Source organism: Methylophaga pinxianii, from assembly GCF_020447225.1.
Lineage (GTDB): Bacteria > Pseudomonadota > Gammaproteobacteria > Nitrosococcales > Methylophagaceae > Methylophaga > Methylophaga pinxianii.
The window spans coordinates 45,552-60,408 of the sequence record NZ_JAJAEO010000172.1; the positions used below are offsets into that span (position 1 = coordinate 45,552).

The 14,857-nt window shown below is 46.2% G+C and carries 15 protein-coding genes; 14 read left to right on the forward strand and 1 reads right to left on the reverse strand.

The window, feature by feature from the left end:
* Nucleotides 1–36: 36 nt before the first annotated feature.
* The 14 genes from LGT40_RS08880 (at nt 37) to LGT40_RS08945 (ending at nt 14,172) form a co-directional block, all read left to right on the forward strand.
* On the forward strand, nt 37–2,856 hold the full coding sequence (locus tag LGT40_RS08880; protein ID WP_226072815.1) for a monovalent cation/H+ antiporter subunit A: 2,820 nt from the start codon (nt 37–39) through the stop codon (nt 2,854–2,856).
* On the forward strand, nt 2,856–3,245 hold the full coding sequence (locus tag LGT40_RS08885; RefSeq protein ID WP_226072823.1) for a Na+/H+ antiporter subunit C: 390 nt from the start codon (nt 2,856–2,858) through the stop codon (nt 3,243–3,245). The genes LGT40_RS08880 and LGT40_RS08885 overlap by 1 nt, the downstream gene beginning before the upstream one ends.
* Nucleotides 3,242–4,768: a monovalent cation/H+ antiporter subunit D gene (locus tag LGT40_RS08890; RefSeq protein ID WP_226072825.1), complete on the forward strand. Its 1,527-nt coding sequence runs from the start codon at nt 3,242–3,244 to the stop codon at nt 4,766–4,768. The genes LGT40_RS08885 and LGT40_RS08890 overlap by 4 nt, the downstream gene beginning before the upstream one ends.
* Nucleotides 4,765–5,259: a Na+/H+ antiporter subunit E gene (locus tag LGT40_RS08895; protein ID WP_226072827.1), complete on the forward strand. Its 495-nt coding sequence runs from the start codon at nt 4,765–4,767 to the stop codon at nt 5,257–5,259. The genes LGT40_RS08890 and LGT40_RS08895 overlap by 4 nt, the downstream gene beginning before the upstream one ends.
* Nucleotides 5,253–5,522: a K+/H+ antiporter subunit F gene (locus tag LGT40_RS08900; RefSeq protein WP_226072829.1), complete on the forward strand. Its 270-nt coding sequence runs from the start codon at nt 5,253–5,255 to the stop codon at nt 5,520–5,522. The genes LGT40_RS08895 and LGT40_RS08900 overlap by 7 nt, the downstream gene beginning before the upstream one ends.
* 8 nt (nt 5,523–5,530) lie before the next feature.
* Nucleotides 5,531–5,851 (forward strand): Na+/H+ antiporter subunit G, encoded by a 321-nt coding sequence (locus LGT40_RS08905; protein ID WP_226072838.1) that lies wholly within the window; start codon nt 5,531–5,533, stop codon nt 5,849–5,851.
* A 1-nt stretch (nt 5,852) separates the two neighbouring features.
* Complete coding sequence (locus tag LGT40_RS08910; protein ID WP_226072840.1) at nt 5,853–6,320, forward strand: YaiI/YqxD family protein; 468 nt, start codon at nt 5,853–5,855, stop codon at nt 6,318–6,320.
* 162 nt (nt 6,321–6,482) lie between these two features.
* Entirely contained in the window at nt 6,483–6,782 is a 300-nt protein-coding gene (locus LGT40_RS08915) for a hypothetical protein (protein ID WP_226072842.1), read from the forward strand.
* 175 nt (nt 6,783–6,957) lie between these two features.
* Complete coding sequence (locus tag LGT40_RS08920) at nt 6,958–7,512, forward strand: sigma-70 family RNA polymerase sigma factor (protein WP_226072849.1); 555 nt, start codon at nt 6,958–6,960, stop codon at nt 7,510–7,512.
* A gap of 2 nt (nt 7,513–7,514) precedes the next feature.
* Nucleotides 7,515–8,489, forward strand: coding sequence for a FecR family protein (locus LGT40_RS08925; RefSeq protein WP_226072851.1), 975 nt, complete (start codon nt 7,515–7,517; stop codon nt 8,487–8,489).
* A gap of 96 nt (nt 8,490–8,585) precedes the next feature.
* Complete coding sequence (locus LGT40_RS08930) at nt 8,586–9,797, forward strand: TonB-dependent siderophore receptor (RefSeq protein ID WP_226072853.1); 1,212 nt, start codon at nt 8,586–8,588, stop codon at nt 9,795–9,797.
* Nucleotides 9,776–10,996 (forward strand): TonB-dependent receptor, encoded by a 1,221-nt coding sequence (locus LGT40_RS08935; protein ID WP_247363640.1) that lies wholly within the window; start codon nt 9,776–9,778, stop codon nt 10,994–10,996. Before LGT40_RS08930 ends, LGT40_RS08935 begins: the two co-directional genes overlap by 22 nt.
* Before the next feature lie 544 nt (nt 10,997–11,540).
* Nucleotides 11,541–12,473 (forward strand): LLM class oxidoreductase, encoded by a 933-nt coding sequence (locus tag LGT40_RS08940; RefSeq protein ID WP_226072855.1) that lies wholly within the window; start codon nt 11,541–11,543, stop codon nt 12,471–12,473.
* A gap of 424 nt (nt 12,474–12,897) precedes the next feature.
* Entirely contained in the window at nt 12,898–14,172 is a 1,275-nt protein-coding gene (locus LGT40_RS08945) for an MFS transporter (protein WP_226072857.1), read from the forward strand.
* 45 nt (nt 14,173–14,217) lie between these two features.
* On the opposite strand, the gene LGT40_RS08950 is transcribed toward LGT40_RS08945, so the two are convergent.
* Nucleotides 14,218–14,832, reverse strand: coding sequence for an AAA family ATPase (locus tag LGT40_RS08950; RefSeq protein WP_226072859.1), 615 nt, complete (start codon nt 14,830–14,832; stop codon nt 14,218–14,220).
* Between the last annotated feature and the right edge of the window lie 25 nt (nt 14,833–14,857).

Sequence of the window (14,857 nt, forward strand, 5' to 3'; positions counted from 1 at the left end):
TATCGTCTAGCATCGACAGGGATCACACCAGCCACCATGAGCTTACTCAGTTTTAATCTTCCCTTAGCCGTACTACTTCCTTTTGCAGCCGCACCACTTGCTGCATGGGTAACCCGATATAACCGTTTGGCTTCTGCGTGGGTTGCTGGACTGACGACGTTATTGACCCTGGCCGTTCTATTTCCATCCATGCAGGCCGTTTTTGCGGGTGAAACGCTGATTCAACAATGGGCCTGGCTGCCGGATATTGGTTTCAACCTGGCATTTCGACTTGATGGTCTGGCGTTGTTGTTTGCCTTACTAATCCTGCTGATCGGGCTGCTGATTATTTTCTATGCCCGCTATTATTTATCCACCAAAGACTCAATGGGCCGGTTTTACGCCTATATGTTGATGTTTATGGGGTCAATGCTGGGGATTGTTTTATCCGAGAACCTGTTACAACTGGTGGTATTCTGGGAACTCACCTCAATCACCTCATTCTTGCTGATCAGCTACTGGCAACATCGCCAGGATGCACGTCAAGGTGCCCGCATGGCATTAGCCATCACTGGCGCAGGTGGCCTGGCATTGTTGGGTGGTGTGTTATTACTGGGACATATTGTTGGCAGTTATGAACTGACCCAAGTGCTGGCTTCAGGCGATTTAATCAGAGAACATGATTTATATTTGCCGGCCTTGTTGCTGATTTTACTGGGTGTTTTCACCAAGTCAGCTCAGTTTCCTTTTCATTTCTGGCTACCACATGCCATGGCGGCCCCGACCCCGGTATCTGCGTATCTGCATTCCGCCACCATGGTAAAAGCCGGGATATTTTTACTGGCGCGCTTTTTCCCGGCGTTATCCGGCACACCGGAATGGAGCTGGCTGGTCGGCACCGCTGGTATGCTGACCTTATTAATTGGCGCCTATGTCGCTTTATTCAAACATGATCTCAAAGGTTTGTTAGCCTACTCCACATTAAGTCATCTGGGACTGATTACCCTGTTGTTCGGTTTTGGTAGTCAAATGGCACTGGTCGCTGCCATCTTCCATATCATCAACCACGCCACCTTCAAAGGCTCATTATTTATGGTGGCTGGCATTATCGATCATGAATCCGGCACCCGTGATATGCGCAAACTAAATGGTTTGTTCAAGATGATGCCGCATACCGCGATGCTTGCCATGGTCGCTGCTGCGGCAATGGCTGGTGTCCCCTTGCTGAATGGTTTCTTAAGTAAAGAAATGTTTTTCGAACAAGCGATCAGCGCATCGGATACGACGCTGGCAGCCTGGACAATTCCGGCATTGGTGACCCTGGCAGCTATCTTCTCCGTGGCCTATTCACTGCGATTTATTCATGATGTGTTTTTTAACGGCGAACCGATTGATCTGCCTAAAACACCGCATGAACCTCCACGGTTTATGAAAATACCGGTCGATATTCTGGTGGTATTGTGTCTGATTGTCGGGGTTGCGCCCATGCTGTTGATTGGGCCAATTCTCTCTGTGGCGGTAGCTTCAAGTCTGCAAGCCCCTGCACCTGAATTCAGTCTGGCGATCTGGCATGGTTTTAACCTGCCCTTAATGATGAGCTTTATTGCCCTGGTATTAGGGGTCGGGGTTTATACCATCCGGCATCGCCTGTTTGCCTGGCATGACAGATGTCTGCACGGTATTGACGGTAAGGCTGTATTTGACTGGTTGCTGTGGAAAACCATCCGTTTTTCCAAAAAGATTACCAATTATTTTGATCAAACGACCCTTCAACCCGCCGTTACCTGGGTCATTGGTGGTGCGCTGGTACTGAGTACCGCGACGTTCTTTCAGTTTAACTCTCCCTTACTTGGCGATCGGGCTTTGATGGAGGCTGATGTCATTACCATCCTGATGGCATTAATGTTAATCGTTGCCAGCCTGTTAACCGCGGCGTTACATCATCAACGTCTGGTTTCACTGATTACCATTGGCGTTGTCGGGCTGGTGGTCGCCCTGGGATTTGTAAAGTTTTCCGCTCCCGATTTGGCTTTGACCCAGCTTTCTGTTGAGGTAGTGACTATTGTACTGTTGCTGTTGGCCCTGTTCTTTTTACCACAACACACACCTCAGGAACGCAGTTATATCCGCTTTAGCCGTGATGCGATTATTTCGATCGCTGCTGCTGGGGCAGTATTTATGTTAACCATGGCGGTGTTAAGTCGCGAATATTCATCTATTGCCAACTTCTTTATTGAGAATGCCAAACCCGGCGGTGGTGGAAGTAATGTAGTCAATGTCATTCTGGTCGACTTCCGTGGTTTTGATACCTTGGGTGAAATCGTCGTATTGGCACTGGCTGGTCTAGGTGTCTTTGCGATGCTGGAAGGCTTGAAACTCACAGCCCCAGCCAAAGATATTGATGGCCTGACCTGGAGCCATGATCCACATCCACCGATCATGCAAACCCTCACCCGTCTGCTTTTCCCATTAATGTTGATGGTCGCCGCCTTTATCTTCCTGCGCGGCCACAACTTGCCGGGCGGAGGTTTTATCGCCGGTTTAATTGCCTCGGTCGCGTTGATTTCACAATATCTGGCAAATGGTATCGACTGGACTAATGATCGTCTGAGAATTGATATGCATCGTTTGTTGTGGATAGGTCTGATGATTGCAACCGGTACCGGTGTGGTGTCGATGCTGTTGGGTTACCCCTTCCTGACCTCGGCATTCACCTATCTGACATGGCCTGTTGTGGGCAAGTTTGAAGTGGCCAGTGCGATAGCATTTGATTTAGGGGTATTTCTGGTAGTGGTTGGTGCCACCGTCATGATTCTCGTTGAGCTTGGCAAACTGAGTCATGCTGCACATTTCACCAATGTTGAGGATAACAAGTAATGGAGTGGCTAATTGCCAGCGTCATTTCCGTAATGACAGGATGCGGAGTGTATCTCACCTTAAGAGCGAGAACTTTCCCAGTCGTATTGGGCCTGACCCTGCTGGCCTATGCGGTCAATGTCTTTCTGTTTAGCATGGGCCGTTTGCAAATCGGTATACCGGCAGTCATTGATCCGGCAGCGGCCGACTACACCGATCCGCTCCCTCAAGCTTTGGTTTTAACCGCGATTGTGATTGCGTTTGGCATGACAGCTTTTCTGATCGTTTTAGCCTTAAAAGCACGCAGTGAACTCGGCAACGATCATGTGGATGGTCTGCATCGTTCTGAAGATGAACTTAAAGCGACCAAACACGCTACAAAAACAGAAACTGAACGGAGTCCATCATGAGTCCGTTTACTATTTTGCCGGTATTACTGCCATTAATTGGCGGCATTTTGATGCTGATGGCACGGCCGGCAGGCATTCAAACACAGCGTATTTTAAATCTGATTTTAACGGCCTTGTTGACAGGCGTGGGGCTGGTCAGTTTACAACTGGCTAATAGTGATATTTATCAAGTGGTTTTACTGGGAAACTGGCAAGCACCTTTTGGAATTGTCATGGTGCTGGATCGTTTATCAGCCTTGATGTTAGTGCTGACCGCTTTGCTGGCACTGGGTGCGTTGTGGTATGCCATTCGCACAGATACGGATAAGCAGGGACAACATTTTCATGTCTTGTTCCAGTTACAACTGTTCGGTTTGAACGGTGCCTTTATGACCGGCGATGTGTTTAACCTGTTTGTCTTCTTTGAGGTATTGCTGCTTGCATCGTACGGCTTACTCCTCCACGGCGGCGGACGTTTAAGAACGCGTGCCGGGTTGCATTATGTTGTTATCAACCTGATTGGCTCAACCTTATTCCTGTTTGCTGTTGGCACACTTTACGGCATTCTGGGTACCCTGAATATTGCTGATATGGCGATGGCCGTGCGCAATGTGTCCGCCGCCGATCAGGGTATCGTCGCCACTGCCGCCGTATTATTACTGGTTGTCTTTGGTATTAAAGCCGCAATGTTCCCGCTTTATCTGTGGCTGCCGGGTGCTTATGCCTACACTTCAGCGCCTGTCGCGGCATTATTTGCCATTATGACCAAGGTCGGTCTCTACGCCATCATTCGGGTGCATGGCACCATCTTCAGTGAAGAAGCCGGTGATTTGGCATTTGTGCATGTTGAATGGGTTTTATTGCTGGGCTTAGTCACCTTGGCATTAGCAGCTTTCGGCGTGCTGGCCGCAAGAGCATTACGTCGTCAGGTAGCCTATTTGATTTTAGCGTCGGTCGCGACCTTAATGATTGCCATCGGTATCAATAACGAAGCGGCGCTTTCAGCAACGCTCTATTATTTGATTCATTCCACTATGCTGGGTGCAGCGATGTTCTTAATTGCTGATGTGATCATGAAAGGCCGTGGCATTTATGCCGATTCGTTTACCAAAGCCATTCCGATTGATCGCCCCATCATTGTGGGTTCAGTGTTTATGGTGTTAGGAATTGCATTAACCGGGATGCCACCCTTGTCGGGCTTTTTCGGTAAGGTAATGATTTTGGATGCGGCCCTGAATCACCCATGGTTTGCGGCCATTTTAGCTGTTGTGTTAATTGCTGGTCTGGTGATGATTATTTCTGTCGCCCGCTCGGGTTCACTTCTGTTTTACAGTGTGCAAAAAGAAGAAGATCAAACTCCGGCTCCGTTAAATAAATCCGCTTTTGTTGCGGTGATCATGCTGATGCTGGTCAGTCCTTTGATGGTGGCCTTTGCTAAACCGTTAACCGAACTCACCAGTCAAATTGCTGGACAGTTATATAACGAACAGGTTTATATTGATGCTGTGTTAAGTACGGTTGCTCATGGAGATAACAGCAAATGATTCAGCGGCTATTTCCCCATCCATTACTCAGCCTGATTTTATGGGGCATCTGGTTATTACTCAATAACACGCTAAGTGCAGGTCATATCGTACTTGGTGCCGTCCTGGCGATTTTTATTCCCTGGCTGACATCCAGTTACTGGCCAGAAAAAATCCTGATTCGTCGTCCCTGGATGTTAGTGCTTTACATCTTCAGAGTGTTATTTGAAATACTGGTCGCAAATGCTGTAGTTGCCAAACTTATTCTGGGCCCGCAAAAGAAACTAAAACCCGGCTTTTTGCATTATGAACTGCAATTAACCAGCCCTGTCGGCATTGGTCTGCTAGCCAATACGATTTCCTTAACACCGGGTACGGTCAGTTGTGATCTAACAAAAGACCGTCGCTATTTATTGATCCATGCTTTGCATATAGATGATGTGGAAGCGATTAGAGCTGAAATTCACAGAAAATTTGAGAAGCCACTGCTGGAGATATTTATCACATGCTGAATCTGGCCTTATCAATCGCATTTGTCATGGTCGGAATCGCCATCTTACTGAGCTTTATCCGGCTGATTATCGGTCCGAATACACCCGATCGAATTCTGGCTTTGGATACGCTGTATATCAACACCATTGCACTGCTGATTCTGTTGGGGATTAACCTGCAAAGTGCTTTGTATTTCGAAGCGGCATTGTTAATCGCCGTTATGGGTTTTATGGGTACGCTTGCGCTTAGCAAATATCTGCTGCGCGGCGATATCATGGAATAGAGGCAGTTATGCTTGAGTGGATTTTAGCTATTTTGATTTTAATCGGCGCGTTTTTCACGCTGGTGGGATCCATTGGTTTATACAAACTTTCCGATTTTTATATGCGTTTACACGGCCCCACCAAGGCCAGTACCTTAGGTGTGGGAGCAATTCTGATTGCTTCTGCCATTCACTTCAGCTTTAAAACCGATGGCGTGAGTTTGCATGAGATTCTGGTCACTCTGTTTTTATTTATCACCGCTCCGGTCAGTGCACATCTGATGGCAAAAGCGGCCATCCATATCAAAGTCAAACAGGTTGAACGTACCCGTCAGCTTGAAGAAAAATAACATGGCAGAGTCTCGAAGTCCTCAGATATGGGTTGATGCCGACGCCTGCCCGGTAGTGATTAAAGAAATTCTATATCGAGCGGCTACCCGTACCGAGACTCATACGACCTTTATTGCCAACCACAGTTTACGATTACCACCCTCACCTTTTCTCAAATTTCAGCAAGTGCATTCTGGTTTTGATGTTGCGGACAATGAGATTGTCGAACGCCTGCAAAAAGGTGATTTGGTTATCACTGCGGATATACCCCTGGCGGCCGAAGCCATTGAAAAAGGTGCGCTCGCACTTAATCCCCGAGGCGAACTCTATACCACTGACACAATCAGCGCCCGCCTTACTATGCGTAATTTTATGGAAACCATGCGTAGCAGTGGTGAACATATGGGCGGCCCTGCGGCCTTTAACCAACGTGATCGACAAGCGTTTGGTAATCAGTTAGATAAATGGTTACAGAAAGTCAGGCGTTGATTTGGCAGGACAATGGCCTCATAGTTAAGACTCATAGAAGGTAATGGGTATCTGTTACAGCTTAGATTCTTCTGTAATCGATGTTCTCCGTAAAGTAAATGCGCCTGTCGAACTCCTCTGTTCTCTCCACAGTCTTACAAAATATTACTAAAGGAAATACAAATGAGTAATGAAAATGACGTTTCTCAGAGAAAAATCCCTGCTGATTTTGACCCTGCCTCAAAAATGGACGAGCATAATACGCAGACAAATGAGACAGAGTGTGGCACCGTTGAACGTGACAAAGCCAGCTATGATCATAAGAACGTTGAGAAAGCTGCAGAGGAAAAAGATCGACGCGATTTGATACTGACACATAAAGAAGCCCAGGCCGGCGGTCCAGACAATATCGCTGCCTGCGGTGAAGAAGATATCGGTGCTAGCCTGGAGTTTTTAGTCACTAAAGATGATCACCATAAATAAACCGATGTAGACATTTCTTCTGTTCCCTGTTTCAACTTCATCAATAAACTTCTCATCAAAGACAATAGCAAAACGTTTAATTAGTTTTCCCGTTCAACAGCTCACTTGCGAGGTTTGTGTTTAAGCAATAGAATGATATTGATTCTCATTACCAAATAACATTCAGGAGCTTTTTGTGAGCAGTGCCCAATCTGTCAGTCATTTTAATGTGCAGGTGCTGTATAGCGAACATCACAACTGGCTGAAATCCTGGTTATATCAAAGGCTGGGTAATAGCGCAGAGGCCGCCGATTTGACTCAGGATACATTTCTTCGTCTGCTCGGCTTACCGTCATCACGTCACTTTTCCAGTGGCGAACATGCCCGCAATTTTTTATGTGCTACGGCTAAAAATCTTTGTATTGATCTTTGGCGTCGCAAGGAAATTGAAAAAGCCTGGCACGATACGCTTTCCAGCTATCCAGAAGAAACCGCTCCTTCAGCCGAACGACAGGCGGCGGTGCTGGAAGCCCTGGAAGAAATCAATCTGATGTTGACCGAGTTACCCAACAAAGTCGCCAAAGCCTTTTTATTAGCGGTGGTTTGTCAGATGACTGATGCTGAAACAGCCGCTCAATTAGGCGTATCGGATCGCATGGTACGTAAATACGTCGCCAAGGCCATGCTGGCTTGCCTGAAGCTACACGCTTCTCATACCAGCCGCGAACTAATCTCCGGGTTCGATCCATAACGATGGCTGAGCCTTCCCATCAAACCCTGGAACAAGCTGCCGAATGGTTTGCCCTGCTTCGCGATGGCCAGGCCAGTCGTGAACACAAAATAGCCTGGCGTAACTGGCTGGACGCCAGGCCAGAGCATAAAAAAGCGTGGCATTACGTAGAAAATATCAGCCACAGTTTTGAGACCTTGCAGCAGACGCCGGATCCTCAAAGCACAGCCGATAATCTCTATCATGCCAATCAGCGATTACGTCAACGGCGGCGACTCTTAAGTGGCCTGCTCAGTATTACTGTAATCGGTTTTGTGGGCCAGCTGAGTTGGCATAGGAAGTGGCTGCCTGACAGTGTTATGGCAATTAATGCAGATTATCGTACGGGTGTCGGTCAACAACGCCACATTACGCTAGCTGATGGAAGTCAGCTGTGGCTGAATACAGCAAGCGCTATTAATGTCGATTACACCGCCAAACAAAGACGCATTGAGCTACTGCATGGCGAAATCTATATTGAAACAGCAAAAGATCCCGGCCGATCATTTGTCGTCGAGACTTCGCATGGCCGATTAACAGCACTCGGCACGCAATTTAATGTGATGAATCATTCTCATGATATTGAACTTGCCGTTTATGAGGGCGCAGTAGCTGTGCAAACCCTGAATAATCAGCAAGCTGAACTTCAGGCGGGTGAAAGTAGCCGGTTTAATGCGGATCAGATACAAGCAAAACAACACGTCATCACCGCACGACAAGCCTGGCGACAAGGACTTCTGGTCGCAGAAGATATGACGCTTGAAGATCTGATTGCCGAACTCAATCGCTATCATTATGGCTATATCAATATCACAGAAGAGATTGCTCAACTCAAAGTCTATGGCAGCTTCCCTCTCAATCACACAAAACGCACGCTCAGCATGTTAACCCGGGTTTTACCGATTCAAGTCCGCCAGATCTTTCCTGGTTGGATTAAGCTGGAGCCTCAAAGCAGTTAAATTACCGAGCCAACTTTTATTTCAATTAATGGTTCCGGGTTTCTTCCTCTCATCCGTTTATATCGGTATCAACACTAAACTCGATGAGGTAATACCATGGTGAAACCATACCGTCCCAAGCAACCCATTAAAAACCGCTTTAAGCCCCTGGCGCTCTCGATAAAGATCCTTGCGGTTTCCAGCATCAGCACACTAGCATGGATGCCTGCCGCACAGGCTGAAACGACTCAAGCAGCATCTCAGGCAACCCAACAATTTACTATTCCAGCCGGATCGTTAAGTCAGGTATTGGCTCGTCTATCGGCACAAGCTGGAATCTATCTGGTGGGGGCTTCGGAGTTAGCCAGTGGCAAGAGCAGTGAAGGACTGCAAGGCAACTATACAATTGAAGATGCGCTGAACCGGATTCTCAGTGGAAGCGGTCTGGTCGCAGTAGCTCAGGGAGATAATAGTTACTCATTGCATAAAACGTCTGAGGATGATCAGAGTGTCACCTTATCAACAATGAAGGTACAAGGTCTCGGGATGAATGGTTCTGCCGCCAATGCCTATCGGGTCGGTGATGTATTTGCCGGTGCACTGGGCAATCTCTCAAAGCAGAATACCCCGTTTACCATTGAAACCTATTCCGAAAATTACATTGCCAATTTACAAGCACGCTCACTGGGCGAGCTCACCAAATTTGATGCCGCTATCAGCCTGTCAGGCAATAATCTGACAACAGAAAATAATGCTTTTTCGATTCGCGGCATTAGTCCTGACTTTGACACCGGGCAGAAACTCGATGGCATGAATTTTCGTAGCCGCGCCAAAGATCTTCCTCTGGAACATCTTGAACGGGTCGAGATCCTAAAAGGCGCCGGCGGTTTCCTTTACGGTTTTGCAGCGCCTGGCGGTATCATCAATTACGTGCTCAAACGCCCGACGGACGAATTCAAGGCCAGCGTCTCCACCCAAATCATGGATAGTGGCCTGTTGTTAGCTCACGGTGATGTTGGTGGTCGTGTCGGTCCGCAAGACATAGTGGGTTACCGTGTTAATGTGGTCAGCGAGGCTGGAGACACCTATGTTGATGACGGTGAGGCTTATCGTAAATCAGCTTCGGTCGCTTTGGATCTGCGAATCACCCCCGATTTAACCTGGCAGGTTGATGCACTGATTTCTGAACGTAAAAGCTATGGTGGTTACTTTCGATTAATCCTACCGGCACATTTGGTAAGGTTATTAATCCAATTGATGGTGATAAACGACTTACTCCTGACTGGACCCGTTATGAATCAGAGCACATTACCACCGGCAGTGATTTAATCTGGAACATTAACAATAACTGGAACAACAAACTCTCATACCGTTATTCCACCAGCTATCGTAATCCATTAATGCCGATTCTATATGTCGATGGTAACGGCAATTATTCTGCGACGCTTTACAATTACAATAACCTGTTCAAAAGTTATCAAACCCAGAATGTGCTCAGTGGCCTTATCGAAACAGGGCCTGTTACGCATAACCTGGCATTTGGTTTATCACATACTCGTACCATTTCATCCAACAGCTCGGGTATCGGCACATTATCAATCCCGTTGGGATCAGGTAATTTATCCTCCCCGGTTGAATTCGACCGTCCGGTCGGCCATCTCGATAAAAGCGATGCCAGCTTTAATGAGTATTCCCGAATCACCCGTAAAGAAGCGTTTCTCTCCGATACGCTTAATGTAGGCGACAGCTGGGATTTTATTCTGGGTGCACGCTACGGCAGTCTTGAAGACAAATATGGCGACTACAAAGAGAGTGAAATCACACCGTCCTTTGCGGCCATCTATCGGCCACTGGAATGGATTTCCATCTACGCCAGTTATGTAGAAGCCTTTGAACAAGGGGCCACAGCACCTAATACCGCAGTCAATGCGGGCGAGGTATTTGAACCGTTGGTCAGCAAACAATATGAGACAGGCATTAAAGTCGACTACGATAACTGGTCAGCCAATATGGCGATATTCCAGTTGCAAAGAGGCTTAACTTTCACTGATGGCAATAATGTATTTAGCCAGGATGGCGAAGCCCATTTCGAAGGCATTGAACTTTCTACCCGCGGCAAAATCAATGAGCAATGGTTGATCGGGGCCAGTGCAATGTGGCTGGATGCCACCAATAAAAAAACCACCAATCCAAGTCTGGAAGGTGAACCGATACAAGGTGTGGCTGACAAACAGTTTCGTTTATACAGTGAATACCAAGTGCCGAATACCCAGTTAACCTTCACTGGTGGCGCGCAATACACCAGCAATGTTCCATTGGATACTATCAACCAATGGGATGTCGACTCGGTAACATTATTTGATTTGGGGGCACGCTATGAAATTGATTTCAACAAACAGCTGCTGACTCTGCGGTTAAATGTTGAAAACCTGACAGATAAAGCTTATTGGCTCACCTCTGCAGGCAGTTCAGGTATTGCTCAGGGTGCACCACGCACTATTAAACTGGGTGCACAGCTCGACTTCTAATATTTTAAAAAGCTCCGGCAGTATCACTGCCGGGGTTCCTGGATACTAATTAGCAGGCTAAATTAGATTTTTGAGGATCAAAGCTAGATTTGCCATGAAGGCAAAAATAGAACTACTTAAAATTTCTGGATTTGCCGTCCTCATGTTCTTCATTCGGTTCTAGTTTTAAATCATGTTTTATCACAACATTAAACCTGGATTTGCATCGGACGATTTACCCGTCAAGTCCCAGAGATATATTGGCAAAGACTTGCGTCTCAACAGAATAAGGTGAAGTTGTTGCCACATGTGGTATCACCGCAGGTCCAGCAAGTGTTGCTCCATTCATATTAAAAAGTGTAACAGTAGCCATTAAGAGCATAATGTCTTCTAGAGGACAAAGGCTCGTCTCAGGTTTTCTCAAGACCTTAAATTTGAAACAATCGAAGTGACAGTTGAGGATATTTCTTTAGATGCAGGTCACAGAGCAAGCAATTGACCTCTTGTATGAAAAAGTACGAGGTCGAACATTTGTTTCGACAAGAATCTAGTGGAGCATGGTTACATGAACAATGAACCGACAACTGAAAACAGCCTATTTAGTGAAGGAAAATTAAGTTTAGGCCTTATGTTTCCCCTTGAATCATATCAAGGGGATGTTCCTACTATGGCCGATCAGGAATCATTAGCTTGCTTGGCAGAAGAGGCAGGATTTTCTGCACTTTGGTTTAGAGATGTTCCTTTGCGAGATCCAATGTTCGGCGATGTAGGGCAAATTTATGATCCCCTAGTGTATATGGGGTGGATTGCAGCACATACTAAAACAATCAAACTGGCGACAGGCTCGCTCATACTGCCATTAAGACACCCCGTACATCTGGCTAAATCATTAGCATCGCTAAATATACTTAGCAATGGTCGTATTGTAGCGGGTGTTGCATCAGGTGATCGACCAGTTGAGTTTCCCGCTTTTGGGGTTGACCCAGAATTAAGGGGGAAATTGTTTAGAGAGCATTTCGAGACACTTAAAAAATTGCTGTACGATACGTTACCACGTTACAACAATTCTTATGGAGTCTTGGACGGGCGAGCGGACAGTCTGCCTAAGGCAAAAGAAGTGATTCCATTATTTGTCACTGGACATAGCCAACAAAGCTTAGACTGGGTTGCACAAAATGCAGATGGATGGATTACCTACCCTAGACCACTCGCAATTCATGATCGAATTGTCAAAGAGTGGTATCGAGTATTGGATGAGAATAATCAACCTTTCAAGCCGTTCGCACAGTCTCTCTACATAGATTTAGCTACAGATCCTAACACCCTGCCGACTCCCATCCATTTAGGGATCCGTACTGGTATTAAAGCTCTGTTGAATTATTTATTACATCTTAAGGGTGTAGGTGTTAATCACGTTACAATCAACCTAAAGTATGGAAAACGTCCCGCGAAAGAGGTAATTCAGGAATTGGGAGAATATATCGTACCCTCAATTTAGAAGAGGTTTATACCCACTCCATAGAACACAGCGTGATCGGTTATAAACATAATCCATCCAAATCAAGTTTGCTGTGCCCTCCCTTGAATTTGTATTGAAAATAATTAAAGCAATAGGGTCTATTGACCTTTCATAGACGCCTCTGTTGTGACTGAAACTGTACCAATCAACGCGCGAGAAGTGCCGTTTAGTCATTCTAAATAAACGCAGAGTAGTGCATTTTTCAGCCACAACCCGCAGGGCTGGGACTATTTTCCATCCTACTGCGTTGCAAATGACTTATGTAGAACAACTACATCGCATCATTTCCGCCTTGTAGGACGAAAAATAGCCTCCAGCAGTGGTGCCTATGAAAGGTCAACAGTGCCTATAATAGTGCCTAGTTGTTCATCCGCAGTAAGCTATCCTCGTTTCAGGAAACCACATGTTTTTTAAAAGAGCCTTATTACCGATTTCATCCTTGTTCTTCTCGATTTCGCTACTGGCAACGGGTTATGGCTTATTGATGACGTTTATCGGCATATTCCTGAAACAGGAAGGCCTCACCGAGGGCGTCATCGGCTTAATCAATTCGGCTTTTTTCCTGGGCGCGATGTTAGCTGCTGTTTTCAGTCAAAAACTGATTGTAACTGTCGGTCATGCACGCAGTTTTTCGGCTTTTTCAGCGATTATGGTCATGGCATTTTTGGGTCACGCCTTATGGTTTGATCCGTGGTTTTGGGCCACATTGCGTTTGGTATCCGGTTTTGCCTTTTATGCCATGTTGATAGTGTTAGAAAGCTGGCTCAATGAAAAAAGCTCGACTGATGACCGTGGCAAAATCCTGGCAATTTATACCATCGTCTTCTTCCTGGCGTTGGCATTGGGTCAATTACTGTTAATGCTGGAGCTATCAGCCAATACGATTTTCATTCTGGGTTCCATTCTGGTGCTTTGGTCGCTGGTATTAGTCGCGGTGACGCGTGTTACGCAACCGGTATTAAAACCCTTTGAACGTTACAGCATGCCAAAATTGTTATCGATTGCACCGCTGGCTTTGGTAGGTAGCTTTATTGGCGGGGTGTTTATCGGCGCGTTTTACACCATGCTGCCACTGTATGTTTTAAATGTATTTGATCAGCCCAAGGTGGTCTCATTGTTTATGACCATAACCATTCTGGGTGGGCTGGTTGCGCAATTGCCTGTTGGCATATTATCTGATCGAATAGGACGGCGGAAAATGCTGGCTCTGTCTGGATTTTTCGGTGCTGGCGTTTTTCTGCTGATGCTTATTTTGCCTTTAATTTGGCGTGATAGTGTGGCATTGCTTTATACGGTGGGATTTTTATTGGGTGTCAGTTTGTTCAGCATTTATCCCTTGAGCGTTGCGCGTGCCAATGATGTGTTTGATGAAAACACCGACCTGGTCGAGATTAGCCGAACCTTATTGTTTTCTTATGGCTTCGGTTCATTTAGTGCACCATTAGTTTTGGGGTTTGTTCTGGGATTTTCAGCGATCGCATTTTTCATCGTGCTGGCGTTGTTTGCTTTGGCTTTAGGTTATTACTCATTACAGAGCGAGCGTATCCCAGAAGACCATATGAATGTGTATGTAGCCGTTCCAGCCACATCTGGCGATGTGCTCGCCGAAATGGACCCACGTATGGATGAAAAATGGGTGGAAGATCATCGCCCTCATCCAGAGCATGCCGCCCACTAAAATCAGGTCTGCTTAAAACGACTTAGTCATCCCCAGCTTTGATTCTTAGTTTTCAATAGCCGGATTCAGCTGTTTTATTTTCGTCAAAATAAACTGCACGCGCTCGTTAACTGACTTTTTGGGTACTTCAATTAATGAGTATCCAAACGTGGTATAGGCTTTTACCATTTCTTCATAAGTGGCAACCGCCAGATCAAAATCCTGTTTACGTTCAGCATCATTGGTAAAAATCGACTCCCAGGGCGGGAAGATAAACACGTTTTGCCAATAGGTAAGCTCATGACAGCATTTTGTGAGTTCGTCAGAAACAGTCTGTTTCTCCAGCATGCTGTATCCATAACAATCAATGATGCTTCTATCAAAGAAAACAGGCTGCTGACACGCTCCATAGGCATGGTAATTATTTATATCTTCACGGACCATCTCATCACGAAAAGCGACCTTATCAGCCCAAGGTAACGCTGTGCCCTGTATCTCAACTTGCCGCTGAATCACTTTGCGGCCAACTTCTGGAGCACACTGATAATTAAGCGCTTTCAAGCGATTGATAACCGAAGTCTTGCCTGAGCCTGGACCACCGGTAAATATGACCTTTCCCCCGAATTTAGAGCCATGACATTGATGAGATTTCCAATAAACTATGGGAGTTGGAGATCTCAAAATGAAAAAACGCTACAGCGAAGAA